Source organism: Lachnospiraceae bacterium, from assembly GCA_022794035.1.
Classification (GTDB): Bacteria; Bacillota; Clostridia; order Lachnospirales; family Bianqueaceae; genus CALWPV01.
The window spans coordinates 353,108-375,779 of the sequence record JAAWDX010000003.1 but is presented as its reverse complement, the minus strand read 5'-3'; the positions used below and the strand labels follow the sequence as shown (position 1 = coordinate 375,779).

Sequence of the window (22,672 nt, the reverse complement as noted above, 5' to 3'; positions counted from 1 at the left end):
TTTTATACTAATTCGATGATTGCTACTTCAGCTCCGTCGCCCTTTCTCGGACCTACTTTGATGATACGGGTATACCCGCCTTTGCGATTTTCATACTTAGGCGCTACTTCATCAAACATTTTAGCAACCATGTCAACTTTCTTACTCAAACTTCTCTTTTTAACACCGTCAGCCGGTACCTCGGTAACAGGGTTAAAAACTTTTAGCATCTGACGTCTTGCATGCAGACGAGAAGGACTATCCTTTTTGATCGTTTTCTTGATCTCTTCATATACGGTCACTTTCTTACCGTCTACGACTTCTTTTACTCTTCTTCCATCTTTGTCCTTCTTAGGAACGCGTACATTTACTTCAACGGTCTCATAATGATCCTTTTCACGAATTGCTAAGGTAATCAGCTTTTCTGCCTCGCGGCGAATTTCCTTTGCCTTAGTAACAGTAGTGGTAATTCTGCCATGGTATAACAGGTTCGTCACCTGATTGCGCAGCAGTGCTTTTCGCTGAGAAGAGGTTCTTCCAAGCTTTCTGTATCCAGCCATTATAATATCCTCCTATGATCAACAAGGCGCCGCCTTCCTCAAATTTGACGGAGCCCCCGGTCTTTACGGCTACCAAATGCAGCTCAAAACCGTGATCTTATCTCCGGCTAAAGAAATAAGATACTACTGCTTTCAGCATTTCTGCTAAAAGCTGAGCATTATTCTTCATGAGGCTTCAGGGAAAGCCCAACCTCATGCAATTTGCTCAATACCTCATCTAAGGACTTGCGTCCCAGATTACGGACTTTCATCATTTCATCTTCCGTTTTGTTGGTCAGATCTTCAATAGTATCAATACCCGCTCTCTTCAAGCAGTTATAAGAACGAACAGACAGATCCATCTCTTCGATTGTCATCGTTAAGACTTTCTCTTTCTGATCTTCTTCCTTTTCAACCATAATTTCCGCATTTTTAGCGCTGTCGGAAAGGTCGATGAACAGAGCCAGATGGTCGTTCAAAACCTTTGCTGCCAGGCTAACCGCTTCATCCGGCTTAATCGTTCCGTTGGTCCAAATCTCCATCGTCAATTTATCATAATCGGTAATTTGACCTACACGAGTATTCTCAACGATGAAATTTACACGCTCTACGGGAGTGTATAAAGAATCAATCGCGATTACGCCAATTGGCTGATTGTCATCCTTATTCTTATCAGCGCCCACATAGCCTCTGCCCTTTGTGATGGTCAGTTCCATAAACAGCTTCGACTGCGGACCGCCGCTCAGCGTTGCAATCACCTGATCAGGATTAATGATCTCATAGTCCTGATCCATCTTAATATCCCTAGCTCTGATGACTCCTTCACCCTCATATTCAATGTAGGCTGTCTTAGGCTCATTGCTTTCTGTATGTGCCTTTACCGCTACATTTTTTAAATTCAGAATGATCTCAGAAACATCTTCCTTCACACCAGGAATCACTGAGAATTCATGGAGCACACCATCGATTTTGATTGTGGAAATCGCTGCGCCTGGAAGCGATGACAACATAATTCTGCGGAGAGAATTTCCGAGTGTCGTACCATAGCCTCTCTCTAAAGGCTCGACAACAAACTTGCCATAGGTACCGTCTTCACTGATATCCATCACGTCAATACGTGGCTTCTCAAATTCTAACACAGGGAACCTCCTTCACTCTCTAGAGCTCTTTATTATTTAGAATACAACTCGACGATCAGCGTTTCATTTACCGGAATTTCAATCTGCTCACGGGTCGGGATTGCCTGCACGTTAATCTTGGCATTTTCCTGATCCACTGCGATCCATTCAGGAATTACACGACCGGCAGTCGTATCAAAAATGTCTTTGAAGCGCTGCATAGAAACAGAGCCTTCCTTCAAAGTAATCACATCACCGGGTTTTACCTGATAAGAAGGAATGTTCACTTTCTTACCATTTACCTGAATATGATTATGACGAATGACCTGACGAGCCTCTGTGCGAGAACGGCCAAAGCCTGCACGATAAACCACATTATCTAAGCGACGCTCCAGCAGCTTTAACAGGTTGTCACCGGCAATACCCTTTTGAGCGCTTGCGGTCACAAAGTAATTATGAAACTGTGTTTCCAAAATTCCATAAATTCTTTTAGCTTTCTGCTTCTCACGCAGCTGCATACCGTACTCAGACATCTTCTTTCTTGCCTGACCATGCATACCAGGTGCATACGCACGCTTTTCTACCGCGCATTTATCACTCTTGTAGCATCTCTCGCCTTTCAGGAAAAGCTTTTCGCCTTCACGACGGCAAAGTCTGCATACAGATCCAATATATCTTGCCATATTCTCCTATACCTCCAATTATACTCTTCTGCGTTTGGGAGGACGACATCCGTTATGAGGTACGGGCGTCACATCCCGAATTGCGGTAACTTCCAGACCAGCAGCCTGCAGAGCACGGATCGCAGCCTCACGGCCAGCTCCAGGACCCTTTACACTCACTTCTACCGTCTTTAAACCATGCTCCATAGCAGCCTTTGCTGCCGTCTCAGCAGCCATCTGTGCTGCATAAGGAGTATTCTTACGAGAACCGCGGAAGCCAAGTCCACCTGCGCTTGCCCAGGAAAGAGCATTACCGGCAGTATCTGTTAAAGTAACAATCGTATTGTTGAATGTAGATTGAATGTGCGCCTGACCTCTGTCAATATTTTTGCGGTTACGACGGCGCGTTGTCTTTTTAAGACCTTTCTTAGGTGCCACGTTTAAACCCTCCTAATTATTTCTTCTTATTAGCGATCGTGCGACGCGGGCCTTTGCGCGTACGTGCATTATTCTTGGTATTTTGTCCACGAACGGGCAGGCTTCTTCTGTGACGAACGCCTCTATAGCAGCCAATCTCAGTCAGTCGTTTGATATTCAGTGCAATTTCTCTGCGAAGATCGCCCTCTACCATCTGAGATTCATCAATAATGCTGCGGATCTTGTTGACTTCGTCATCTGTCAAATCACGAACGCGAGTGTCAGGATTTACGCCGGCTTCCTTCAAAATGCGAACGGCACTGGTGTGGCCGATTCCATAAATATAAGTCAGGCCAACTTCAACTCGTTTCTCGTTAGGCAAATCTACGCCTGAAATACGTGCCATATATTTTTCCTCCTAATCAACCTTGTTTTTGCTTATGCTTCGGATTTTCGCAAATGATCATAATCTTACCTTTGCGTTTGATGACCTTGCACTTTTCACACATAGGCTTTACTGATGAACGTACTTTCATGTCATCGCTCCTTTCTTGCCTGCTTGGATCATTTAGCTCTCCAAACAATACGGCCTTTCGATAAATCATAGGGAGAAAGTTCAAGTGTGACCTTATCTCCAGGTAATATTTTAATGAAGTTCATTCTAAGCTTGCCGCTGATATGAGATAGCACCCGATGCCCATTCTCCAGCTCAACCAGAAACATGGCATTAGGAAGCTTCTCCACAACAGTGCCTTCCATCTCTACAACATCGTTCTTTGACATGCTTAACCTCCTGCTTTGTTGCTGACCCTTTGATGAGTCCAATCCTAAGGGCTTACATACCTTAAGCTTCTAAAGCCTTTATGATATCTTCTGTAACGGTTTCCACCGCTTTGGTACCATCCACAGTAATCAACTTTCCAGCAGTTTGATAATGACCAATTAAAGGCGCTGTCTGCTCATGGTAGACCGTCAGGCGCTTCTTTACTGTTTCTGCTTCATCATCTTTACGGATCATCAGGGACGCTCCACACCGATCACAAATGCCCTCCTTCTGAGGAATTTTGTATTCAGTATGGTAGGGCTCGCCGCACTTAGGGCAAACTCTCCTTCCTGCCATCCGCTTCACAATCTGCTCATCCGGAACTTCAACATTCACAGCCGCGTCGATTTCCACCTTGGCATCCAGTGCAGCTGCCTGCACCAATGTTCTGGGAAAACCGTCTAAAATATATCCGTTCTCACAATCAGCTGCCTGCAGCCGATCCATGACCAGATCCACCGTAAGTTCATCAGGAACCAGCAGGCCCTGATCCATATATTCCTTTGCCTTTAATCCCAGCGGAGTCTCCTTTTTCAGATTGGCTCTGAAAATATCTCCGGTGGAAATATGCGGAATATGGTAGGCATCTGCCAGGCGTGTCGCCTGCGTTCCTTTTCCGGCGCCAGGGGCGCCAAGCAATATGAGCTTCATCCCTTTACCTCCATGCTTCTTACTTAGATAAAAATCCTTTATAATGACGCATCACCATCTGACCTTCGATCTGCTTCACGGTTTCAAGCGCTACGCCGATACAAATCATCAGAGAGGAACCTCCAATAGACAAATTGTCAATCTTGAAGACAAATGAAAGAATCACCGGAATACTTGCGACAATCGCCAGCATGATAGCACCGATAAAGACTACGTAATGAGATGTTTTCTTTAAATAGTCTAACGTCGGAGCTCCGGGACGAAAACCGGGAATGAAACCGCCGTTCTTCTTCAGGTTATCCGCAATATCCCGCGGATTATAGGTGATGGATGCATAGAAGTATGTGAAGAAGATGATGAGTACCACATACAAACAGGCTCCAAACGGATGAGCGGTATTCAGCCAGCGCAGGGTTGTTGCCCACCATCCGGTAGGCGTTGCCGTTACAAAACCGGTGATAATCCCCGGCAGGCTCATAATGGATATAGCAAAAATAATCGGGATTACGCCAGCCATATTAACTCGAATCGGAATATAAGTGGAGCTGCCTCCATATGTCTTACGTCCCTGCATCCGCTTTGCATATTGGATGGGAATCCGGCGTTCTGCAAGTTCCAAAACTACGATGAATGCAACTACCAATACGAGGATCACGACAATAACTCCCAGCATCCAATAGTTCTCATAGCTTACAAGCGCACCCACCGCTGAAGGTACTCTTGACAGAACGTTAATCATAATAATCAGCGAAATGCCGTTACCTATACCTTTTTCCGTAATGTTTTCACCAATCCACATGACGAAAACGCTGCCTGCTGTGAATACAGACATGGAAACAATGATCGACCATGCTGTACCAAGATCACTGGTAAATCCACTGCGAAGTCCGTAAGATATACCGAAGGATTGTAGCAGGGCAAGCGCAACTGTAAGCACTCTTGTATATTGTGAAATTTTCTTTCGCCCGGATTCGCCTTCTTTTTGAAGCTCCTCCAATTTGGGAATCGCTACCGTAAGCAAGCTAATAATAATGGAAGCATTGATATAGGGCTGAATTCCCATCGCAAAAAGATTCATATTACTGAATGCATTACCGGACATAATATCGAAAAGTGCCATCACACCGCCTGCGGATGCAAAGTAGTTTTTCACTACCGCAGCATCCATCAGGGGGCTGGGGATCAATGAGCCTAAACGGACAAGGGCTAACATCATCAAAGTATAAAGGATTCTTCTGCGAAGATCCGGGATCTTGACAATGTCTCTAATTGTTTTAAACAAATGTGTTGCCCTCCTTTATGCAACCTTCCCTTTACGGGTCGTCTTGCATCTTATTATTCAGCAGTACCGCCGGCAGCTTCAATCTTTTCTTTTGCGCTTGCGCTATAATAATCAGCTTTAACCGTCAGCTTCTTTGTCAGTTCGCCATTTCCAAGGATCTTCACGCCGTCTTTCGGATTGTTGATAATACCGGCAGCCTTTAAAGCTTCTACCGTTACCACGGCACCGTCTTCAAACTGATTTAACCGCTCTACGTTAATAGAAACGATCTCAACAAAGTTTCTATGCGTCTTTTTCTTGATACCTCTCTTCGGAAGTCTTCTGTATAAAGGCATCTGACCACCTTCAAAGCCAAGACGAACACCGCCGCCGGAGCGTGCCTTCTGACCCTTATGACCTCTGCCAGAGGTTTTGCCATTTCCCGAACCATGGCCGCGGCCTACACGGAAAGCACTCTGTTTAGAGCCTTCAGCGGGCTTTAAATCTTGTAAGTTCATGCTTTTGTGCCTCCTATTATTCCTGAATTTCTTCTACTTTAACCAAATGCTGAATCGAAGCAATCATACCGCGAATTGCTGCATTATCCGGCTGAATCACCGATCTTTGCGTCTTTTTCAGGCCTAAAGCAATTGCAGTTTTCTTATGCTTGGGAATCGCTCCGATTGTGGACTTTGCAAGTGTAATTTTAAGTTTTGCCATGCCATCAATCTCCCTTATCCTAAAATCTCAGCAACGGTCTTGCCGCGTTTTCTGGCAATCTCCTCCGGAGTACACAGCCCTTTTAACCCTTTAACCGTTGCAGCAACCACGTTATTCTTATTATTAGAACTTAAGGACTTAGTTCTGATATTTTGAACGCCCGCCAATTCCAAAACAGTACGTGCGGGACCTCCTGCAATAATACCAGTACCTTCTGCTGCTGTCATCAGAAGAATCTGTGCACTTCCATGTACTCCTTTGGTCGTATACGGAATAGAATTAGCATCGTTTCTCGGAACAGTAATCATGTTCTTTTTCGCTGCTTCTTCTCCCTTACGAATCGCTTCCGGAATCTCCAGAGATTTACCCAGACCAAATCCTACATGACCGTTTTTATCTCCTACTACTACCAAAGCTGTGAATTTCATATTACGTCCACCCTTTACAACCTTGGTAACACGTTTGATAGTCACTACTTTGGATTCTAACTCACCCAGAGTATTGGGATCAATTCTATTGTTATTCATTCATCTGCCTCCGATTCTTAAAACTGCAAGCCAGCTTCTCTGGCGGCATCGGCTAAAGCTTTAATTTTTCCATGATACAGAAAACCGCCGCGATCAAATACCACTGTATTGATTCCCTTTTCGACTGCACGCTTTGCTACTAATTCGCCGACAGCTTTGGCAGCCTCTACATTATTGGTAAACTCAACCTTTTCTTTTACTGCTTTTTCAACAGTGGAGGCTGCTACCAAAGTCGTAGCGCTTGTATCATCAATAATCTGAGCATAGATGTGCTTATCGCTGCGGAAAACGCTAAGGCGAGGGCGCTGCATTGTTCCGTTAATATTTTTACGCATTCTGTAATGCTTCTGAACACGATTGCTTGATGCTTTCTTAACCATATTGAAATGTCACCCCTTTACCTTATTTACCGGTCTTACCCTCTTTGCGGCGAATCACTTCATCAGCATATTTAATACCTTTGCCTTTATAGGGCTCCGGCGGACGCTTGAAGCGGATCTCAGCTGCAAATTGGCCAACCTTTTCCTTATTGATACCACGAACAATGATTTTGGTCTGATCCTGTACTTCTGTTTCGATGCCTTCCGGATCTTCCATAATAACAGGATGTGAGTATCCGAGCGTCAGGTTCAATTTATTTCCCTGCTTAGCCGCTCTATAGCCAACACCATTGATTTCCAAATGCTTTTCATAGCCCTGTGTAACGCCAACCACCATATTGTGAATCAGTGTTCTCGTCAGACCATGAAGGCTTTTATTTCTCTTCAGATCATTGGGGCGCGCCACAATAATCTTTCCATCTTCCTGTGTAATCGTCATTTCCTGCGGTAATTCACGGCTCAAGGTTCCTTTCGGTCCCTTTACAGTCACATTGTTATGCTCAGCAATTGTGATTTCTACGCCAGCAGGAATTTCTACAGGCATTCTCCCGATTCGAGACATGCTTTTTACCTCCTAATTTAATGCGTTTCTTACCAAACAAATGCAATAACTTCGCCGCCAACACCGGCTTTACGTGCTTCTTTGTCAGTCAAAATACCTTTGTTTGTAGAGATGATTGCAGTGCCTAATCCGCCCAACACCTTAGGCAGCTCATCTTTGCCTGCATATACTCGCAAACCAGGCTTAGAAATTCTTTTGAGTCCAGTAATGACTTTATCATTCTTGTCTTTACCATATTTCAATGTCATGCGAATGGTCTTAAAATTTCCATCAGTAACCACTTCGTATTTTTTAATATATCCCTCTTTGACCAGGATCTCCACAATCGCTAACTTCTCCTTAGAAGAAGGAACGTCAACGGTGTCATGCTTTGCTACGTTTCCGTTACGGATGCGTGTCAGCATATCGGCAATAGGATCGCTCATCGTCATCTGGAAATTACCTCCTTATTTACTATGATGCCAAGCTTACCAGCTTGCTTTTTTTACACCCGGAATTTCGCCTTTATAAGCGAGTTCACGGAAACAGATACGGCAGATACCATACTTACGCAGTACAGAATGCGGACGTCCGCAAATCTTGCAGCGGCTATAAGCTCTCGTGGAAAATTTGGGCTTTGCATTCTGGCGCTGCTGTTTAATTTTCATGGATGTTTTAGCCATGTAATAAACCTCCTAAAAATGATGCGCTTATTTTACAAAAGGCATTCCCATCAGAGAAAGCAGTTCTTTTGCTTCTTCATCGGTTTTTGCTGTAGTAACAAAAATAATGTCCATACCGCGAACTTTATCAATCTTATCATAAGAAATTTCCGGGAAAATAAGCTGTTCTTTAATACCCAGGGCGTAATTGCCGCGGCCATCAAAGGAATTAGCGCTCACACCACGAAAGTCTCTTACACGCGGCAATGCTAAGCTGATCAGACGATCTGCAAAATCATACATTTTTTCTCCGCGAAGCGTTACTTTACAACCGATTGACATTCCTTCACGCAATTTAAAGTTTGCAATAGATTTTTTTGCTTTTGTAATGATGGGCTTCTGACCAGAGATAATCGTCAGATCAGAAACAGCGCTCTCCAAAGCCTTCGGATTTTCTTTAGCTTCTCCAACCCCCATATTGATTACGATCTTATCCAGCTTCGGTACTTCCATCGGATTTTTATAATTAAATTTCTTAATCAGTCCGGGAACAACCTCAGTCTTATAAAAATCTTTCATTCGGCTACTCACTCTTGATACCTCCTATTAGTCAATCACTTCACCGGTAGACTTAGCGAAGCGCACGCGAGTTGTAACCTCTTTGCCGTCTACGGTCTTGCTCTCAGACTTAATTCCCACACGGGTGGGCTTGCCTTCATGAAGGTACATAACGTTAGAAACATGGATCGGAGCTTCCTGATGGACAATTCCGCCCTGATTCGCACCGTTAGGCTTCTGATGCTTGGTAGCCATATTGACATTCTCAACGATGACGCGCTCGTTTTTCAGATCAACGGCCAGCACCTTACCTTCTTTTCCTTTATCCTTACCAGTGATTACACGTACGGTATCACCCTTTTTAATTTTCATCTTTCCCATCTGTACACCTCCAAATTAAAGTACTTCGGGAGCTAAGGAAAGAATTCTCAAGAATTTCTTCTCACGCAGCTCTCTGGCTACAGGGCCAAATATACGAGTTCCTCTGGGATTTAAATCTTCTTTGATAATAACAGCAGCGTTTTCATCGAAGCGGATATAGGCTCCATTTTTACGGCGAACCGGTCTTACGGTTCTGACCACAACGGCGCGCACAACATCGCCCTTCTTTACAACTCCGCCGGGTGTTGCTTCTTTAACCGCAGCAATCACCACATCACCAACAGCGGCATATCTACGAGTAGATCCGCCTAATACACGAATCACCAAAAGCTCTTTGGCGCCGGTATTATCGGCAACTTTCATCCTGCTTTCTTGCTGTAACATGGCAGGGTAACCTCCTCAATCAATTATTTTGCTCTTTCGATAATCTCAACTACACGCCATCTCTTATCTTTAGACAAGGGTCTGGTTTCCATAACACGAACACGATCACCAATGCGGCATTCGTTGTTTTCATCATGCGCCTTCAGCTTGTAGGTTCTTTTAACGATTTTACCATATTCGGGATGTTTTACGTTATTTTGAACGCTAACCACAATTGTTTTATCCATCTTGTCACTGGAAACAAGGCCAACCATGGTTTTTCTTAAATTTCTATCCACTTATAAAGTCCTCCTTAACTCATCCGTTACTGATGCGCCTTTTGGGTAAGCACTGTCTGAATCCGAGCAATGTTCTTGCGAACCTCTTTAATTCTGGCAGTATTATTCAATTGATTGGTGGCATTCTGAAAACGGAGATTGAAAAGCTCTTTCTTTGCGGAAACGAGTTCCATTTCCAACTGTTCACAGCTTTTTACCTTTAATTCATCCAAAAATTCGGTTTTCTTCACTTCTATTCACCATCCTCTATCATTTCATTCGACATTAGTTAGCTGCATCAAGCTCTGCATCCAACTCCTGACGAGAGGCAATTTTACACTTGACGGGAAGCTTATGCATAGCCAGACGAAGTGCTTCACGCGCTACTTCTTCCGGTACGCCGGCAATTTCAAACATAACACGACCCGGTTTTACAACAGCTACCCAATACTCTGTAGAACCTTTACCAGAACCCATTCGAGTTTCCGCCGGCTTTGCAGTTACAGGCTTGTCTGGGAAAATCTTAATCCAAACTTTACCACCACGCTTGATATAACGAGTCATCGCAACACGGGCCGCCTCAATCTGATTTGATTTAACCCATGCAGGAGTTGTAGCAATCAAACCGAATTCACCATACGTAATCCGATTTCCGCGCAAAGCTTTACCAGCCATGCTGCCGCGAAATTGCTTACGATGTTTAACTCTCTTCGGCATTAACATTAGTTATCGCTCCCTTCTTTATTAGCCTTGGCAGGAAGAACCTCACCATGGTTAACCCAAACTTTTACGCCCAGCTTACCATAAGCGGTATTCGCTTCAGCAAAGCCATAATCGATGTTAGCGCGCAGAGTCTGCTGCGGAAGATTGCCTTCATTATAGGATTCGCTACGCGCAATCTCAGCGCCGCCTACACGGCCGCCCACCGTCGTCTTCACACCTTTAGCGCCTGCTTTCATAGCCCGGCTCATAGCCTGCTTTAATGCACGACGGAAGGAAACACGGTTTTCAAGCTGCTGTGCAATATTTTCTGCTACCAACTGTGCATCCTTTTCAGGACGCTTTACTTCGATAATATTCAAAGATACCTTTGCATCTGTCAGTGCCTGCAGCTCATCCTTCAGCAGCTTAACGCCAACTGCTTCCTTTCCAATGATAATGCCAGGCTTTGCAGTCATAATAATAACTTTAATACGGCCCGCGGCTCTCTCGATTTCGATCTTGGAAATTCCCGCCTGATAAAGCTTTTCCTTCAGGAAGGTACGAATCTTATGATCCTCAATCAGGAGATCGCCAAACTGGTTTGCATCTGCGTACCATTTCGCATCCCAATCCTTAATAACGCCGACTCTAAGTCCATGCGGATTAACTTTCTGACCCATGAGTCTCCTCCTTATCTCTCATTCAAAATAATCGTGATATGACTGGTTCTTTTCAGGATTCTATCTGCTCTACCCTGTGCTCTGGGCATAATTCTTTTCAAAGTGGGACCTTGATTTGCAAATGCTTCCTGTACGTAAAGTTTAGAAACATCAATATCCATATCACGCTCTGCTGCAGCATATTCAGCATTTGCCACTGCCGAATCCAAAACTTTGCCAATGATTCGAGCACCTTCTCTGGGGGTAGCTGCAAGAATAGCGGAAGCAAGCGCTACGTCTTTACCTTTAATGGTGTCTAATACAATCTTTGCCTTAGTGGGAGCGATACGGACAAACGTAACTTTTGCTCTCGGACGCTGATCCTTCTGCGCATTACGCTCCCTCTTAATTTGGCTTCTATGACCTTTCGCCATGATATTTCCTCCTTATTTCAATCGCAAGATATCACCAAACTTTTGTGATTATCTTACCGATCCTTTCTTCTCATCTTTTCCATGACCGCGATAGGTACGGGTCAAAACGAACTCGCCCAGCTTATGACCTACCATATCCTCTGTCACGTATACCGGAACATGCTTTCTTCCATCATGTACGGCAAAGGTATGACCAACGAAAGAGGGGAAGATAGTGGAACGACGAGACCATGTTTTAATAACCTGTTTGTCGCCGGATGCGTTCATTGCATCAACTTTCTTTAACAAAGATGCGTCCGCAAAGGGACCTTTCTTTAAAGAACGTGCCATCTGTTATGCCTCCTTATTTACTGTTCTTCGCACGGCTGCGTACGATATATTTGTTAGACTGTTTCTTCTTTTTACGCGTCTTCAGACCCAAAGCCGGTTTACCCCAAGGAGTCATCGGGCTGGGACGTCCAACAGGCGCCTTACCTTCACCACCACCATGCGGATGGTCGTTAGGATTCATAACAGAACCGCGAACGGTGGGACGAATTCCCATATGTCTTTTACGTCCTGCTTTACCAATTTTAATCAACTCATGGTCGCCATTTCCAACTGTACCAATGGTTGCTCTGCAGTCAATCGGAACCATTCTCATCTCGCCAGAGGGCAGACGCAGTGTTGCAAACTTTCCTTCTTTTGCCATGAGCTGCGCGGCATTTCCTGCTGCACGCACCATCTGACCACCTTTTCCGGGTTTCATTTCGATATTGTGCACACTGGAACCGGTAGGGATATTTCTCAGGGGCAGGCAGTTGCCTACTTTAATTTCTACATTCTCACCGCTGATTACAACGTCGCCGTCCTTCAGTCCTTCCGGAGCTAACATATAGCGTTTTTCTCCATCCGCATAAGCAAGCAGGGCAATGTTGGCACTGCGATTAGGATCATACTCGATTCCAACAACCTTAGCCGGAATCCCGTCTTTATTTCTCTTAAAATCAATAATTCTGTATAACTTCTTGTGACCGCCGCCATGATGACGTACTGTAATCTTTCCGTAGCTGTTGCGGCCAGCCGTATTCTTAACACGAACAACCAGAGATTTCTCAGGCTCGCTCTTTGTAATTTCCGTGAAAGCGGAACCTGTCATATTTCTCCGAGAAGCGGTATAAGGCTTATAAGTCTTAATAGCCATTATCTATTTCTCCTTTCGGTATACTTCATTTCTAAGAATGGAATTACCGGGATTTAATCTTAATTCTATTGATTAAATTCCTTCAAAAAACTCAATGTCCTTGCTGTCAGGAGTCAGAGTTACAATTGCTTTTTTAATAGCATTGGTACGGCCCACGATGTAACCTCTTCTCTTGTTCTTACCACGACGATTCATGGTATTTACCTTCAGGACTTTGGTGCCTTCAAACATCTTTTCTACAGCTTCACGGATCTGAATCTTATTGGCTTCAGGATGTACCAGGAAGGTGTATTTCTTCTCGCCCATCAGCTCCATACTTTTTTCGGTGATCACAGGCTTTAAAAGTACGTCATAATATTTGATATCTGCCATTATTCAAACACCTCTTCAATCTTCGCAATGGCATCCTTAGTTGCAACGAAATTCTCGTACTTCAGGATGTCGTATACATTGATCTGCTCTGCGCGAATGGTCTTGACGCCGGGAATATTACGAGCAGATAACACTGCGTTTGTATTTTCTCCGTTTAAAACAATCAAAGCTTTTTCCAGACTGAACTGATTCAGTACATTCTGCATTGCTTTTGTTTTAATTTCAGCCAAATTCATCTCTTCCAGAACAATCAGCTTATTATCCTGCACGCGAGTGGTAAGCGCACTGCGAATTGCCAAACGACGTGCTTTTTTGTTCATCTTCTTAGAATAATCACGCGGTTTGGGAGCGAAAACAACGCCGCCTCCAACCCATTGCGGAGCGCGGATACTTCCCTGACGGGCTCTACCGGTTCCTTTCTGACGGTAAGGCTTTCTGCCACCACCACGAACTTCTGCACGAGTTTTAGCGCTCTGCGTTCCCTGTCTCATATTAGCCAGATGAGCTACTACAGCTTCATGCATTACGTGAACGTTTACTTCTACGCCGAAAACACTGTCTTTTAATTCAATCTGACCGTTCTCAGCGCCGTCCATTGTATAAACAGCTACTTTCGCCATGTTTTTTCCTCCTTCAGCCGGCAAGCGCCGGCAAAATTCGATTCTTTTGATCGATTATGATTATGCTTTTACGCTGTCGATAACAGTTACGACAGATTTCTTTGGTCCTGGTACAGAACCCTTGATCAAAAGCAGATTGCGCTCTGCATCTACTCGAACTACTTCTAGATTCTGAACCGTTGTCTGTACATGTCCCATATGACCGGGCAGCTTCTTGCCTTTAAATACACGTGCCGGATCACTGGATGCACCCATAGAACCTGCATGGCGATGATATTTGGAACCATGCTCCATCGGTCCGCGGCCAAAGCCATGGCGATGAATTGCGCCTTGATAGCCTTTACCTTTGGAAACACCAGAAACATCAACTTTATCGCCCACTTCAAATACATCAGCCTTGATCTCTGCACCAAGCTCATATCCCTCAGCGCCTTCGATTCTGAATTCCTGAATGTCTCTCTTTACCGAAACACCCGCCTTTGCGAAGTGGCCCTTCAAAGGCTTATTCACCAGCTTTTCACGAATTTCGCCAAATCCAACCTGAATCGCGCAGTATCCATCGTGTTCAGCGGTTTTTACCTGTGTTACAACACAGGGACCTGCTTCCAGGACTGTTACGGGAATCATTTCACCCGTTTCCTGATCGAAGATCTGAGTCATACCGATCTTCTTTGCCATAATGGCTTTCTTCATGGTATTTACCTCCTAATAATCTACAGCGGACCCGCTCAAGGCGGTTCATCCTAGGTCATTAAGCTGATATCTATATGTCAACTGAAATAACCAACTGCATTCGTACCTTTGCTTGTTTGTTGTAGTTAAAGAACAATTAGTTTTTAGCTGCGACTTGAATATCTACGCCTGCCGGAAGCTCCAGCTTGCTCAGCGCATCTAAAGTCTTTTTATTGGGCTGCAGGATGTCGATCAGTCTCTTATGAGTTCTCTGTTCAAACTGCTCGCGGGAATCCTTGTATTTGTGAACTGCACGCAGAATCGTTATCACTTCTTTGTGAGTTGGCATCGGGATAGGACCGCTAACCTGTGCTCCATTTCTTTTTGCTGTCTCCACAATCTTCTGTGCGGACTGATCAATCAGCTGATGATCATATGCCTTCAGTGTAATGCGGATTTTTGTAGATTTCTTCTCTGCCATAAAAAAACAGCCTCCTTATTCGCATAAAATCCCCTGAGACTCTCTACGAATCCAGGGTTGTTGCGACAATAACGACTGTACACTTACCCGTGTGTTTCTTCTTTGTAAACAAGCAAATCGAGATTCACACAACTTCTGATCAATTGTACAGTGACCTTGCCGTCAGTTTCTTGAACTTGACATTCGCTCCCTGAAAATTACCACAGACCACTGTTTATCAGCCTCCATGCAACCTTTCAGATCCTCGTTCTCAATGTCACGCTTGCTATTGTATCATAGCCTTCTTACAAAAGCAAGCAATATTTCTCCATTTTTTCATGAAAATCTATAGAAATTTCCATTGCTTTCGCGCTATTTTTTAGCAATACCATCCAAATCTTTTGTCTATCTGTTTGCCAGAGCCAGATTTTCACAGATCAATGTCCAGCTCAACCGGACAATGATCGGACCCGAACACCTCTGGGTGAATTTTGGCATCCTGCAATTTCTGTTTTAACGCTTCGCTTACCATAAAATAATCAATACGCCATCCGACATTTTTTTCTCTGGCTTTAAACTGGTAGCTCCACCATGAGTAAGCCCCTTCTTTTTCCGGATAAAAATAGCGGAAGGTATCGATCATTCCTGCTTGCACTGCCTGCGTAAATTTAGCACGCTCTTCATTTGTAAATCCAGCATTGTTGCGGTTCGTTTTGGGATTTTTTAAATCGATCTCCTGATGCGCCACGTTTATTGCGCACTTATCATATATACTATATTTACTACAATATCTATATGGGTAATATAGTCTAAAATACTCCAGCCAGAAGCGCTTAACGATAAAATAAGCCGCCTTCGCGCGCATTATCCGATATTCCTACACACCGCAACCTCTTATTCTTAAAATGCTTTTAAATGCTTCACAAAAATATATACAAAAAAGAGCGGGAATTTTATTCCTGCCCTTTCTTTATATCGATCAATGCAATGCTTATCCAATACTTTCTACTTGCTCAGCAAGCTGACCGAATCGTTTTGGTGTTATACCGTACCGTTCACAGAGGTCGATTGCTCTTTTGATATCTCCTTTTAATATGGCGATCTTGATATGCATTTCTCTGTCTTGTTTTCTACTTCCTCTTCTATACATGTTCTTTCCTCTCCTTCGCTTTGTCCCTCTTAATTATTGATCTGTGCCGCAAAATAATATCCGAATGCATCTCTTGCAATACCGAAATTACTTTCGATCCCATATTTACGGTCTTCCTGCATGGCTGCTTTCGCAAGTTTCGCAGCAGCCTTACGGCTTTCCTGCCTGTCAAGGCCTTCAAATCTATATTCTCCGTCTTTCTGTAATCTTCTGATCGCTTCCTTCATTTTAATTTTCCTTTCTTTCCTTGTAAGTTCCGGGTCTGGTTATGTTCAGTAATCCAAAATATAGGATGGAGTACGATTTGCCGCCGGAATAGCTTTAACTTCACCCGTTCGTCCGCATTCCTTCATCCACTTCTTTCCGTGCCATATAGCAATAGATTCAGTCTTGTACGCTTCATCAGCGCTGCAAGGGAAAATTCCGCCTTTACACGCCTTTATGTCCTCTTTATCCGGGGTAAAATACCAAGTAAACATATTCCTCTTCCTTTTCTGCCTTCGTACTTCTGGGGCGGGACGTTAGATTTTTAATAATCTTACGACTTACCAGTTGGATGATTAAAACTCGATTTCCGGAAGATTCCATGCACGCATTTTGATATTGATAATCGTTCTATTATACAGCCCAGCGTAATTTCCGTTTATGTATAAAGCGTATTTGTTACTAACTGCTTCAACCTTAATCTCATGTTTCTTCATTTTGATTTCTCCTTTGTTCTTTCCTTTTTATGATCTTATTATCCCATGAGAATCTATAAATGGTAACAGTTCGAAATGCACAAAAATACCATTCAATCTTAGTCTATTCTATCAATTGTCTTATGCGGGTATTCATAGGAAAATTATATCATCAAAGGAAATAAACCACTTTGAAATACAAGGCAGAAAGGAACGGCAATATGGAAGGAATGACAAATGCAGAATTCAACGCTTTTCTTGAAACTCTAGCTAAACTGATAGAAAGCAAAGCAAAAACGGTTAAAGAAGCCGCTGAGCTGATCAGAGAAGCAAAAGTAAAATAAAAAAAGAAGATGCCCACTACCAATGAAAACATCTTCTAAAGGGTCTGGGGTGTGAGCCTTGCACACCTCAGATAATAAAGATTTTACCACAACAAGGCAAATAAATCAAGCCTCTGAATAAGAAAGGATAAAACGTGATTTATAACAACAAAGAGGTATTCACCGAAGAAACATTTTCATATTCAAAAGCACAAATTGGCGACTATGTAGAGCAGGCCGTTGTTGATGATGCAATGGATATGCTACCGCCAGCAAATATGAGTTCATTCAGCGCACAGATCGGAGAGCCATATTCGCACCATTACGATCCGAAGGCAGGCAGGTTTAGACCTGTATTTGCAACATTCAAACGCATCACAAGTGGCCCAAATGGCATCTGGCAGTATTGCGGGCACTGTTTTCGGAGAGAAAATGAAGAACGTGGCTTTGATCCCCCTTACGTGAAAGGATGAGAACATTATGAGTAAAAAAGTATTATATTTCGAAGGAGCTGGCTGCGTTCCGCGAGGTGACGTTGAGAATTGCAGAATCAGAACTGCCTTTATTAACGATAAAGGCAAGTCAATATATCTTGAGATTACTAGTAAAGCAGTTCCAAAAGGTTTCCCAGACTCATGGGCATATGGGTTCATTGATTATTGCCACTATATCACAAATAGTAAACCTAATTATGATTTCGAAGAGCATCGACTGCCGATTGAATGTAAAGGAAGGTTTGAGTACAGTAAGTCCGGGATCCTCAAGCTGGTTAATGAGGAGTTGCATTGCAGTTTTGAGAAAATGATCGTCACAGATATATTTGATGGATATCACGTACACGCAAATGGAGGCAGATATAATTTGATGGACAATTTCATATATTGCTCAGAGCATGCAGAAAAAGCTAGAAATGCATTTCATGAAATAGACATGCAAGTCCGAAAACAATTAGGAGAGAAATATTCACAAATCTCTCTAAACGCCGTAGAAAGTAATTCTTTGTCAGTTCGATGCTATGCAAGCGATATGAGCATGAAGATGCACGGAATGAATCCAAGCAATCGTATAATAACCGTATCATTATAAAAACAAAAAAGGCAGTCTTCCTTTTAGGGTTGACTGCCTTTCATCATTTAGGAGAACGTCACAATGGCCAAGCTGCAATATTATAATAACACAATCTTCAGAATATTTCAAGCAAAATAGGTTATAACTTCTACTTAGCCTCTTCTATATTTTCACTGAGAAATAATTGACACCCGTATAAGATATAAAGAAAACCGGATGAATAACATCCGGTATAAATAAAACATTCTGTTTAGATGAGGTCCTTTTTATTTTTCTTCAATTAGTCTTTCAATATATCTTTTTACGTTTGCCATAGTAACTGATCCAAACTCTCTGATAACTTCATTTCCGATATTTACGATTGTTTCACTTTCGTAATTGTTCCAGCTTCCATGACCAAGATCGTAAAATTCATCTGTCCAAACTTCGCCTGTTTCTGAATCAAACATCAAATAGCCGTATCGAGGTGAATAAGTTCCTCCTGCATTCAGTCTGTTAAAATCTCCAACTGCTTTTTTAATTCCTTTGATTGTCATTTTATTGATCTCCTTTTGTTTTATTTGTGGTTTTGTGAGTAGGTTTGTTTCAACCTTATGTCTGTATTATATCATAGTGCTAGCACTATGTCAACAGTTATTTTCATCTTTTTTTATATTTTTTTCAATATCCTCAGCTACAAGGTTTCTAATGTAATCAGCTATATTTTTTTGTGATTTTATGTGATCAATTATCTCCTTATCGTTCTTATTGTGCAAACGAATTGCAATTTGTGTCATATTCTTTTTTTTCCACTCATTTTGTGTATTCATTGACTTTTTGCACTCCTGATGATATTATTAAATAGGAAACCAGATGGGGCAAGCCATCTGGGAGTCTTTAAGGATTCTGTTTGCGGCAGAATCCTTTTATTTTTCTTCTTCGGGTTATATTATACCATAGTGCTAGCACCACGTCAACGGTTTCTATAAAAAAATAAGGCGGCATATACCACCTTATTTTTCGCATACTATTGTATACTTTATTTCTACTCACATCCGCCACAAAGCGGAGACTTTGTGTCTGAATAACCACAAACAGACACAATTGAATTATACATATTATAATTAAATTTGTCAATAAAAATAACCCCGCCATTTTCAGGCGGGGTTACTAATTATTAGAGCCTAAAATCAATATGATTCTAGGCTCTTGCCCCTAGGGCGCTGTCAATCTTAGCAGCCTAGCAAGCAGCCCCACGTCTTCGCGCCAACAATGCCATCCACGGCCAGCCCATGGGCACCCTGATACGCCCTTACGGATCTTTCCGTGCCGGCGCCGAACACGCCATCCGCTCCGAATCCTCCACAGTTATATCCCTCGGAGATCAACAGCCGCTGCAACGCTCTAACAGCCTTGCCATCGTCACCCATACCCAATACTCTTACCTTCACTTCGCATACCTCCTGATTCGTTTTATTTGCTTCTTGTTCCGGTTTAGTGCCTGTCTGTCCCGGTTTAGCGCCGGCTTGTCCTTCCACCGCTGCAATGATCTCAGCCATCGGGAAATTGTCTCCGGGGCAGCTAGTGGCATTCAGATCCCGATGCCCCTTGATCGGCAGATTGCCATAGCGTTTCCGAATGTCCTTAATCAGCTCGATCAACGCTGCCTTCTGCGCCGCCGGCATCGTTTCAACCATATAATTGCCCTCGCAGCAGATCCCCATGCCGGACGTATTGTAGTCCTCCGTGTGCGCCCCGCACTGCAGCTCATCTCGGCCCGTGTAAATGGTACCATCCTTCGCGATGAAGTAATTGTACCCCATCCCGGCCCATCCATTTTTCAGATGCCAGCGGTGTATATCGTCCGCCGTACAACTCTCAGCTGCTGCGTGGTGCAGGATAATGTACTTAATATCGGATGCAGTGCGCCTCGCCGGCGCATATGCCCACTGATAAATTTTTTTAATGATCTTCATAATTAAAATCCTCTTTACTTAGAATTGTTTCTGCGTCCTGTAAGGAAAACAAAACGCCGTTTTCTTTAATTATTCCTTTTCTATTAACTGCTTGAACGCCTGATGCAACCCCGTGGAGGCTAGTCCTGTCACAGCGCCGGCTACTACTACCTGCACGCTGATATCCGCCTGCACAACACAGGCCAGTACCATCCCTAAAATGCAGCAGATAGTAGGAATCCACTTATTGTCTACATCCCTGATCCATTTTTTAACGATGTACCCGACCACCAGACAAGCCACTAATACCACCGGAATATACATGTCAGTAATAAATTCTAAATTCATTTTTTAATATCCTCCTTGATTTCATCAATCTGACGCCATGCTGCTTTTAAGCTCTGTTCCGCTATGGCTGTACGTTCTACTACTTGATTGTGCTTATTTACCTTCTCTTCCAATGCCTTAAATCGCGCTTCAAACGCCGATTCCAACGCATTAAAACGTGCTTCAGATGCCGCTTCCACTGCTTTTAACCGCACTTCTAGCACCGCCGTTGTTTTGTTATTCGCAAAATACGACCCTGCGATTGTTCCAATCAACGCTAGCGCCGCCACGATAATCGTTGACCAATCCATTTATCCCCTCACCACCTTTCCATCATCATTTCCATTTACCCATTGCATGCCAGAATACTGTAACCGCCATATTAGCTAATGATGTTGCCCGACAAAACTGCAGCTGCGGCGTTCTGGTTTTTGTCCCTAGATCACCTGCTGACATCGGGATTACGGATGAACTCTTCGCCTCCGCGCTGTAAGTGCAAACAGGAACATCTATAAACAGTCCGGAGGGGTAATCTGCATAGGTGCGCCCGCCTGAATCCAAATACATCGCGCTGCCCCATAGCTGCGTACAGCTGATGGTTTTATTTGTTTTCCCCCAACACTCTGCAACGCCGTTGCTCCATTTTCGCCATATCCAGATACCGGATGTACCTTGCTCGACAACATAATCCTTGACCATTGATCCATCTAATATTGTTTTCCATGCACCGAAACTATCTCCTCCACCACACCTCCACGAAAGCTTTCGTCCATCTTCTATAGATGCCGGCCCCGCAATCTGAAAAGCATCATAAATACCTCCCCAGCCTTTTGCATGTAGTATCGTTTTCCAGTCTCCATCCACCTCCTGATCGAAGTACACAAAGAAAACTCGATCTCCAAACATATTCGGTGATGCTACTGCGTCTCTTTTATCATGAACATAAATTCCTGATACAGGATATATCTTGCCCTCAACCGTTAAGTCCTTTCTAACCCTCTCATTCCAAGCTACATCCAAAAAATCATCCGTTTCAGCTGCCTTTCCAAATGCAGCACCTTTTCCACCGCCTAAAAAATCAATGGCATATGCCTTTCCGGAAACGGTCCTCGTATAAGTTGTACTGCCACCGGAATCAGACACCGTAACTGTAATTGTATAACTATACTCCGTTGAGATATTACCCCCACCGATTACCTGACTAACGCTGCCACTTGTGCCGGATGCCGAAACAGTGCTAGACCCGGACCCGCCAGATGTTGAGGACCATGCAAGTGCAATCGAACTGACTGTCTTATCTGTTTGCCAGCCAAAAGAAACCCTCACATAAGCTCCGTCATCAGAAGATGTACCAGAAGAATCGCATCGTGCAGCAGATAACCCAGTAATTCTAGGCTTTGTATACGCTAGCTCCCATATCGCATAGAGCGTAATTGCAGCATTTTGAGAATAGACTGCACCTGCCGCATAAGAAACCGTCGTTGCGGATGCAGAAGTGCCCCAGCCGAGAAAGTTATAATTTGTCCTTGTCGGCCTTGTGCTGGATAGCGTCAAATTTACACCATAAGTCTTTGTCTGATTTGACGGAGCACCCGATCCACCATTGGCATTAAATGTAACCGTGTAGGTGTTCGCCTGCCATACAGCGTATAAAGTGGCAGCAGCGTTTGTTGTATAGCTTGCACCAGCTGCATAAACAACGCTCCCGCTTGAGGATGTTGCCCATCCCTTGAACGTGTACCCCGTTCTTGTAGGCTTTGTGCCTGATAGTGTTAAGGCTGTGTTATACCACTTTGTTTGAGAGGAAGGAGCTCCGGATCCTCCATTTGCATTATAACTAACGGTGTATGAACTTTTTGCAGATATCGAAATGCTACCAGATGCCGAATTAGTTCCGCAGTAATTTCCTGACCAAGTAATCTCCCAATCAAAAGAAACGCTAAAAGAAATATTTTTTGCTGCAGTTCCCTTGCTAACTGTAACTGTTCCGCTTGCAATTGTATGGGTTCCGGTTTTCCCATTGATGTCATAACTACTGGATTTTACAGTTGAGCCATTGATAACAACCCTATAGGTATTTGCACTGCTTGTGCCAGCTGCATAATCAGATATATATTTGAGATTCCATGCAAGAACCGCAGAATCTCCGGTTTGTGATTGCTGCGTAACTGTCAGAGTAACATACGGGGAACTAGATACCCAACGGGGCGTACTACATGATGCCATTA

The 22,672-nt window shown here is 43.6% G+C and carries 43 protein-coding genes and 1 pseudogene; 3 read left to right on the top strand and 41 right to left on the bottom strand.

Annotated elements, in window-relative coordinates; translation table 11 throughout:
• Positions 1-2 precede the first annotated feature (2 nt).
• The 35 genes and pseudogenes from rplQ to HFE64_03495 all read right to left on the bottom strand — a co-directional run bounded on the left by rplQ (position 3) and on the right by HFE64_03495 (position 16,813).
• The gene (gene rplQ, locus HFE64_03665) at positions 3-539 is read right to left on the bottom strand and encodes a 50S ribosomal protein L17 (GenBank protein MCI8632567.1); all 537 of its coding nucleotides are present in this window, start codon (positions 537-539) and stop codon (positions 3-5) included.
• A gap of 158 nt (positions 540-697) precedes the next feature.
• Positions 698-1,657 (bottom strand): DNA-directed RNA polymerase subunit alpha, encoded by a 960-nt coding sequence (locus HFE64_03660; protein MCI8632566.1) that lies wholly within the window; start codon positions 1,655-1,657, stop codon positions 698-700.
• 32 nt (positions 1,658-1,689) lie between these two features.
• The gene (gene rpsD, locus HFE64_03655; protein ID MCI8632565.1) at positions 1,690-2,319 is read right to left on the bottom strand and encodes a 30S ribosomal protein S4; all 630 of its coding nucleotides are present in this window, start codon (positions 2,317-2,319) and stop codon (positions 1,690-1,692) included.
• Between the two features lie 18 nt (positions 2,320-2,337).
• A complete protein-coding gene (gene rpsK / locus HFE64_03650) occupies positions 2,338-2,736 on the bottom strand; it encodes a 30S ribosomal protein S11 (protein ID MCI8632564.1) in 399 nt (132 codons plus the stop codon).
• Between the two features lie 16 nt (positions 2,737-2,752).
• Positions 2,753-3,121 (bottom strand): 30S ribosomal protein S13, encoded by a 369-nt coding sequence (rpsM, locus tag HFE64_03645; protein ID MCI8632563.1) that lies wholly within the window; start codon positions 3,119-3,121, stop codon positions 2,753-2,755.
• A gap of 16 nt (positions 3,122-3,137) precedes the next feature.
• Positions 3,138-3,251: a 50S ribosomal protein L36 gene (gene rpmJ / locus HFE64_03640; protein MCI8632562.1), complete on the bottom strand. Its 114-nt coding sequence runs from the start codon at positions 3,249-3,251 to the stop codon at positions 3,138-3,140.
• 28 nt (positions 3,252-3,279) lie between these two features.
• A complete protein-coding gene (infA, locus tag HFE64_03635; protein ID MCI8632561.1) occupies positions 3,280-3,498 on the bottom strand; it encodes a translation initiation factor IF-1 in 219 nt (72 codons plus the stop codon).
• 61 nt (positions 3,499-3,559) lie between these two features.
• The gene (locus HFE64_03630) at positions 3,560-4,189 is read right to left on the bottom strand and encodes an adenylate kinase (GenBank protein ID MCI8632560.1); all 630 of its coding nucleotides are present in this window, start codon (positions 4,187-4,189) and stop codon (positions 3,560-3,562) included.
• A gap of 19 nt (positions 4,190-4,208) precedes the next feature.
• Positions 4,209-5,471 (bottom strand): preprotein translocase subunit SecY, encoded by a 1,263-nt coding sequence (gene secY, locus HFE64_03625; GenBank protein ID MCI8632559.1) that lies wholly within the window; start codon positions 5,469-5,471, stop codon positions 4,209-4,211.
• A 53-nt stretch (positions 5,472-5,524) separates the two neighbouring features.
• Positions 5,525-5,968 (bottom strand): 50S ribosomal protein L15, encoded by a 444-nt coding sequence (rplO, locus tag HFE64_03620; protein ID MCI8632558.1) that lies wholly within the window; start codon positions 5,966-5,968, stop codon positions 5,525-5,527.
• 16 nt (positions 5,969-5,984) lie between these two features.
• Complete coding sequence (gene rpmD, locus HFE64_03615; protein MCI8632557.1) at positions 5,985-6,170, bottom strand: 50S ribosomal protein L30; 186 nt, start codon at positions 6,168-6,170, stop codon at positions 5,985-5,987.
• A 14-nt stretch (positions 6,171-6,184) separates the two neighbouring features.
• Positions 6,185-6,697, bottom strand: coding sequence for a 30S ribosomal protein S5 (gene rpsE / locus HFE64_03610; GenBank protein ID MCI8632556.1), 513 nt, complete (start codon positions 6,695-6,697; stop codon positions 6,185-6,187).
• A gap of 17 nt (positions 6,698-6,714) precedes the next feature.
• Positions 6,715-7,077, bottom strand: coding sequence for a 50S ribosomal protein L18 (locus HFE64_03605; GenBank protein MCI8632555.1), 363 nt, complete (start codon positions 7,075-7,077; stop codon positions 6,715-6,717).
• Between the two features lie 22 nt (positions 7,078-7,099).
• Positions 7,100-7,639: a 50S ribosomal protein L6 gene (rplF, locus tag HFE64_03600; GenBank protein MCI8632554.1), complete on the bottom strand. Its 540-nt coding sequence runs from the start codon at positions 7,637-7,639 to the stop codon at positions 7,100-7,102.
• 29 nt (positions 7,640-7,668) lie between these two features.
• The gene (gene rpsH, locus HFE64_03595) at positions 7,669-8,070 is read right to left on the bottom strand and encodes a 30S ribosomal protein S8 (GenBank protein ID MCI8632553.1); all 402 of its coding nucleotides are present in this window, start codon (positions 8,068-8,070) and stop codon (positions 7,669-7,671) included.
• Between the two features lie 36 nt (positions 8,071-8,106).
• Positions 8,107-8,301, bottom strand: a complete 195-nt coding sequence (locus HFE64_03590) for a type Z 30S ribosomal protein S14 (protein MCI8632552.1) — start codon at positions 8,299-8,301, stop codon at positions 8,107-8,109.
• 27 nt (positions 8,302-8,328) lie between these two features.
• The gene (rplE, locus tag HFE64_03585; protein MCI8632551.1) at positions 8,329-8,859 is read right to left on the bottom strand and encodes a 50S ribosomal protein L5; all 531 of its coding nucleotides are present in this window, start codon (positions 8,857-8,859) and stop codon (positions 8,329-8,331) included.
• Positions 8,860-8,886: 27 nt separating this feature from the next.
• On the bottom strand, positions 8,887-9,210 hold the full coding sequence (gene rplX, locus HFE64_03580) for a 50S ribosomal protein L24 (protein ID MCI8632550.1): 324 nt from the start codon (positions 9,208-9,210) through the stop codon (positions 8,887-8,889).
• A 24-nt stretch (positions 9,211-9,234) separates the two neighbouring features.
• Positions 9,235-9,603 (bottom strand): 50S ribosomal protein L14, encoded by a 369-nt coding sequence (gene rplN, locus HFE64_03575; GenBank protein MCI8632549.1) that lies wholly within the window; start codon positions 9,601-9,603, stop codon positions 9,235-9,237.
• 23 nt (positions 9,604-9,626) lie between these two features.
• On the bottom strand, positions 9,627-9,857 hold the full coding sequence (gene rpsQ / locus HFE64_03570) for a 30S ribosomal protein S17 (protein ID MCI8632548.1): 231 nt from the start codon (positions 9,855-9,857) through the stop codon (positions 9,627-9,629).
• A 50-nt stretch (positions 9,858-9,907) separates the two neighbouring features.
• The gene (rpmC, locus tag HFE64_03565) at positions 9,908-10,111 is read right to left on the bottom strand and encodes a 50S ribosomal protein L29 (protein MCI8632547.1); all 204 of its coding nucleotides are present in this window, start codon (positions 10,109-10,111) and stop codon (positions 9,908-9,910) included.
• A gap of 34 nt (positions 10,112-10,145) precedes the next feature.
• Positions 10,146-10,583 carry a 50S ribosomal protein L16 gene (gene rplP, locus HFE64_03560; GenBank protein MCI8632546.1) on the bottom strand — a complete coding sequence of 146 codons (438 nt, stop codon included), beginning with the start codon at positions 10,581-10,583 and terminating at the stop codon, positions 10,146-10,148.
• Positions 10,583-11,242 carry a 30S ribosomal protein S3 gene (rpsC, locus tag HFE64_03555; protein ID MCI8632545.1) on the bottom strand — a complete coding sequence of 220 codons (660 nt, stop codon included), beginning with the start codon at positions 11,240-11,242 and terminating at the stop codon, positions 10,583-10,585. Before rpsC ends, rplP begins: the two co-directional genes overlap by 1 nt.
• A gap of 11 nt (positions 11,243-11,253) precedes the next feature.
• Positions 11,254-11,655 carry a 50S ribosomal protein L22 gene (gene rplV, locus HFE64_03550; GenBank protein ID MCI8632544.1) on the bottom strand — a complete coding sequence of 134 codons (402 nt, stop codon included), beginning with the start codon at positions 11,653-11,655 and terminating at the stop codon, positions 11,254-11,256.
• Between the two features lie 48 nt (positions 11,656-11,703).
• A complete protein-coding gene (gene rpsS / locus HFE64_03545) occupies positions 11,704-11,985 on the bottom strand; it encodes a 30S ribosomal protein S19 (GenBank protein ID MCI8632543.1) in 282 nt (93 codons plus the stop codon).
• A 13-nt stretch (positions 11,986-11,998) separates the two neighbouring features.
• Positions 11,999-12,838 (bottom strand): 50S ribosomal protein L2, encoded by an 840-nt coding sequence (gene rplB / locus HFE64_03540; GenBank protein MCI8632542.1) that lies wholly within the window; start codon positions 12,836-12,838, stop codon positions 11,999-12,001.
• Positions 12,839-12,910: 72 nt separating this feature from the next.
• Entirely contained in the window at positions 12,911-13,210 is a 300-nt protein-coding gene (gene rplW, locus HFE64_03535; protein ID MCI8632541.1) for a 50S ribosomal protein L23, read from the bottom strand.
• Entirely contained in the window at positions 13,210-13,830 is a 621-nt protein-coding gene (rplD, locus tag HFE64_03530; GenBank protein ID MCI8632540.1) for a 50S ribosomal protein L4, read from the bottom strand. Before rplD ends, rplW begins: the two co-directional genes overlap by 1 nt.
• A 60-nt stretch (positions 13,831-13,890) precedes the next feature.
• A complete protein-coding gene (gene rplC / locus HFE64_03525; protein MCI8632539.1) occupies positions 13,891-14,523 on the bottom strand; it encodes a 50S ribosomal protein L3 in 633 nt (210 codons plus the stop codon).
• 136 nt (positions 14,524-14,659) lie between these two features.
• The gene (rpsJ, locus tag HFE64_03520) at positions 14,660-14,983 is read right to left on the bottom strand and encodes a 30S ribosomal protein S10 (GenBank protein ID MCI8632538.1); all 324 of its coding nucleotides are present in this window, start codon (positions 14,981-14,983) and stop codon (positions 14,660-14,662) included.
• Between the two features lie 409 nt (positions 14,984-15,392).
• A pseudogene (locus tag HFE64_03515) lies at positions 15,393-15,716 on the bottom strand (exodeoxyribonuclease III).
• 237 nt (positions 15,717-15,953) lie between these two features.
• Positions 15,954-16,112: a hypothetical protein gene (locus HFE64_03510; protein MCI8632537.1), complete on the bottom strand. Its 159-nt coding sequence runs from the start codon at positions 16,110-16,112 to the stop codon at positions 15,954-15,956.
• Between the two features lie 29 nt (positions 16,113-16,141).
• The gene (locus HFE64_03505; protein ID MCI8632536.1) at positions 16,142-16,339 is read right to left on the bottom strand and encodes a hypothetical protein; all 198 of its coding nucleotides are present in this window, start codon (positions 16,337-16,339) and stop codon (positions 16,142-16,144) included.
• A gap of 45 nt (positions 16,340-16,384) precedes the next feature.
• A complete protein-coding gene (locus HFE64_03500) occupies positions 16,385-16,591 on the bottom strand; it encodes a hypothetical protein (GenBank protein ID MCI8632535.1) in 207 nt (68 codons plus the stop codon).
• 81 nt (positions 16,592-16,672) lie between these two features.
• A complete protein-coding gene (locus tag HFE64_03495; protein MCI8632534.1) occupies positions 16,673-16,813 on the bottom strand; it encodes a hypothetical protein in 141 nt (46 codons plus the stop codon).
• A 170-nt stretch (positions 16,814-16,983) separates the two neighbouring features.
• On the opposite strand from HFE64_03495, the gene HFE64_03490 reads away from it, so the two are divergent.
• The 3 genes from HFE64_03490 to HFE64_03480 all read left to right on the top strand — a co-directional run bounded on the left by HFE64_03490 (position 16,984) and on the right by HFE64_03480 (position 18,201).
• Entirely contained in the window at positions 16,984-17,136 is a 153-nt protein-coding gene (locus HFE64_03490; GenBank protein ID MCI8632533.1) for a hypothetical protein, read from the top strand.
• 134 nt (positions 17,137-17,270) lie between these two features.
• Positions 17,271-17,588: a hypothetical protein gene (locus tag HFE64_03485; protein MCI8632532.1), complete on the top strand. Its 318-nt coding sequence runs from the start codon at positions 17,271-17,273 to the stop codon at positions 17,586-17,588.
• Positions 17,589-17,595: 7 nt separating this feature from the next.
• A complete protein-coding gene (locus HFE64_03480; protein MCI8632531.1) occupies positions 17,596-18,201 on the top strand; it encodes a hypothetical protein in 606 nt (201 codons plus the stop codon).
• Positions 18,202-18,449: 248 nt separating this feature from the next.
• Here HFE64_03480 and HFE64_03475 read toward each other — a convergent pair whose 3' ends face one another.
• The 6 genes from HFE64_03475 to HFE64_03450 form a co-directional block, all read right to left on the bottom strand.
• Positions 18,450-18,719 (bottom strand): hypothetical protein, encoded by a 270-nt coding sequence (locus HFE64_03475; protein MCI8632530.1) that lies wholly within the window; start codon positions 18,717-18,719, stop codon positions 18,450-18,452.
• Positions 18,720-18,809: 90 nt separating this feature from the next.
• Positions 18,810-18,992 carry a hypothetical protein gene (locus tag HFE64_03470; GenBank protein ID MCI8632529.1) on the bottom strand — a complete coding sequence of 61 codons (183 nt, stop codon included), beginning with the start codon at positions 18,990-18,992 and terminating at the stop codon, positions 18,810-18,812.
• Between the two features lie 402 nt (positions 18,993-19,394).
• Positions 19,395-20,138, bottom strand: a complete 744-nt coding sequence (locus HFE64_03465) for an N-acetylmuramoyl-L-alanine amidase (protein ID MCI8632528.1) — start codon at positions 20,136-20,138, stop codon at positions 19,395-19,397.
• A 69-nt stretch (positions 20,139-20,207) separates the two neighbouring features.
• On the bottom strand, positions 20,208-20,465 hold the full coding sequence (locus tag HFE64_03460) for a holin (protein ID MCI8632527.1): 258 nt from the start codon (positions 20,463-20,465) through the stop codon (positions 20,208-20,210).
• On the bottom strand, positions 20,462-20,755 hold the full coding sequence (locus HFE64_03455; protein MCI8632526.1) for a hypothetical protein: 294 nt from the start codon (positions 20,753-20,755) through the stop codon (positions 20,462-20,464). Before HFE64_03455 ends, HFE64_03460 begins: the two co-directional genes overlap by 4 nt.
• 25 nt (positions 20,756-20,780) lie before the next feature.
• Positions 20,781-22,670, bottom strand: coding sequence for an InlB B-repeat-containing protein (locus HFE64_03450; protein ID MCI8632525.1), 1,890 nt, complete (start codon positions 22,668-22,670; stop codon positions 20,781-20,783).
• Positions 22,671-22,672 lie beyond the last annotated feature (2 nt).

Bases quoted from the DNA above. Each gene is read 5' to 3' on its own strand.
- rplQ (MCI8632567.1), bottom strand. From the start codon at position 539: ATGGCTGGATACAGAAAGCTTGGAAGAACCTCTTCTCAGCGAAAAGCA.
- rpsD (MCI8632565.1), bottom strand. From the start codon at position 2,319: ATGGCAAGATATATTGGATCTGTATGCAGACTTTGCCGTCGTGAAGGC.
- rpsM (MCI8632563.1), bottom strand. From the start codon at position 3,121: ATGGCACGTATTTCAGGCGTAGATTTGCCTAACGAGAAACGAGTTGAA.
- rpmJ (MCI8632562.1), bottom strand. From the start codon at position 3,251: ATGAAAGTACGTTCATCAGTAAAGCCTATGTGTGAAAAGTGCAAGGTC.
- infA (MCI8632561.1), bottom strand. From the start codon at position 3,498: ATGTCAAAGAACGATGTTGTAGAGATGGAAGGCACTGTTGTGGAGAAG.
- HFE64_03630 (MCI8632560.1), bottom strand. From the start codon at position 4,189: ATGAAGCTCATATTGCTTGGCGCCCCTGGCGCCGGAAAAGGAACGCAG.
- rplO (MCI8632558.1), bottom strand. From the start codon at position 5,968: ATGAACTTACAAGATTTAAAGCCCGCTGAAGGCTCTAAACAGAGTGCT.
- rpmD (MCI8632557.1), bottom strand. From the start codon at position 6,170: ATGGCAAAACTTAAAATTACACTTGCAAAGTCCACAATCGGAGCGATT.
- rpsE (MCI8632556.1), bottom strand. From the start codon at position 6,697: ATGAATAACAATAGAATTGATCCCAATACTCTGGGTGAGTTAGAATCC.
- HFE64_03605 (MCI8632555.1), bottom strand. From the start codon at position 7,077: ATGGTTAAGAAAGCATCAAGCAATCGTGTTCAGAAGCATTACAGAATG.
- rplF (MCI8632554.1), bottom strand. From the start codon at position 7,639: ATGTCTCGAATCGGGAGAATGCCTGTAGAAATTCCTGCTGGCGTAGAA.
- rpsH (MCI8632553.1), bottom strand. From the start codon at position 8,070: ATGACGATGAGCGATCCTATTGCCGATATGCTGACACGCATCCGTAAC.
- HFE64_03590 (MCI8632552.1), bottom strand. From the start codon at position 8,301: ATGGCTAAAACATCCATGAAAATTAAACAGCAGCGCCAGAATGCAAAG.
- rplE (MCI8632551.1), bottom strand. From the start codon at position 8,859: ATGAAAGATTTTTATAAGACTGAGGTTGTTCCCGGACTGATTAAGAAA.
- rplX (MCI8632550.1), bottom strand. From the start codon at position 9,210: ATGAAAATTAAAAAGGGTGATACCGTACGTGTAATCACTGGTAAGGAT.
- rplN (MCI8632549.1), bottom strand. From the start codon at position 9,603: ATGTTACAGCAAGAAAGCAGGATGAAAGTTGCCGATAATACCGGCGCC.
- rpsQ (MCI8632548.1), bottom strand. From the start codon at position 9,857: ATGGTTGGCCTTGTTTCCAGTGACAAGATGGATAAAACAATTGTGGTT.
- rplP (MCI8632546.1), bottom strand. From the start codon at position 10,583: ATGTTAATGCCGAAGAGAGTTAAACATCGTAAGCAATTTCGCGGCAGC.
- rpsC (MCI8632545.1), bottom strand. From the start codon at position 11,242: ATGGGTCAGAAAGTTAATCCGCATGGACTTAGAGTCGGCGTTATTAAG.
- rplV (MCI8632544.1), bottom strand. From the start codon at position 11,655: ATGGCGAAAGGTCATAGAAGCCAAATTAAGAGGGAGCGTAATGCGCAG.
- rpsS (MCI8632543.1), bottom strand. From the start codon at position 11,985: ATGGCACGTTCTTTAAAGAAAGGTCCCTTTGCGGACGCATCTTTGTTA.
- rplB (MCI8632542.1), bottom strand. From the start codon at position 12,838: ATGGCTATTAAGACTTATAAGCCTTATACCGCTTCTCGGAGAAATATG.
- rplW (MCI8632541.1), bottom strand. From the start codon at position 13,210: ATGGCAGATATCAAATATTATGACGTACTTTTAAAGCCTGTGATCACC.
- rplD (MCI8632540.1), bottom strand. From the start codon at position 13,830: ATGGCGAAAGTAGCTGTTTATACAATGGACGGCGCTGAGAACGGTCAG.
- rplC (MCI8632539.1), bottom strand. From the start codon at position 14,523: ATGAAGAAAGCCATTATGGCAAAGAAGATCGGTATGACTCAGATCTTC.
- rpsJ (MCI8632538.1), bottom strand. From the start codon at position 14,983: ATGGCAGAGAAGAAATCTACAAAAATCCGCATTACACTGAAGGCATAT.
- HFE64_03510 (MCI8632537.1), bottom strand. From the start codon at position 16,112: ATGTATAGAAGAGGAAGTAGAAAACAAGACAGAGAAATGCATATCAAG.
- HFE64_03505 (MCI8632536.1), bottom strand. From the start codon at position 16,339: ATGAAGGAAGCGATCAGAAGATTACAGAAAGACGGAGAATATAGATTT.
- HFE64_03500 (MCI8632535.1), bottom strand. From the start codon at position 16,591: ATGTTTACTTGGTATTTTACCCCGGATAAAGAGGACATAAAGGCGTGT.
- HFE64_03495 (MCI8632534.1), bottom strand. From the start codon at position 16,813: ATGAAGAAACATGAGATTAAGGTTGAAGCAGTTAGTAACAAATACGCT.
- HFE64_03480 (MCI8632531.1), top strand. From the start codon at position 17,596: ATGAGTAAAAAAGTATTATATTTCGAAGGAGCTGGCTGCGTTCCGCGA.
- HFE64_03475 (MCI8632530.1), bottom strand. From the start codon at position 18,719: ATGACAATCAAAGGAATTAAAAAAGCAGTTGGAGATTTTAACAGACTG.
- HFE64_03470 (MCI8632529.1), bottom strand. From the start codon at position 18,992: ATGAATACACAAAATGAGTGGAAAAAAAAGAATATGACACAAATTGCA.
- HFE64_03465 (MCI8632528.1), bottom strand. From the start codon at position 20,138: ATGAAGATCATTAAAAAAATTTATCAGTGGGCATATGCGCCGGCGAGG.
- HFE64_03460 (MCI8632527.1), bottom strand. From the start codon at position 20,465: ATGAATTTAGAATTTATTACTGACATGTATATTCCGGTGGTATTAGTG.
- HFE64_03455 (MCI8632526.1), bottom strand. From the start codon at position 20,755: ATGGATTGGTCAACGATTATCGTGGCGGCGCTAGCGTTGATTGGAACA.
- HFE64_03450 (MCI8632525.1), bottom strand. From the start codon at position 22,670: ATGGCATCATGTAGTACGCCCCGTTGGGTATCTAGTTCCCCGTATGTT.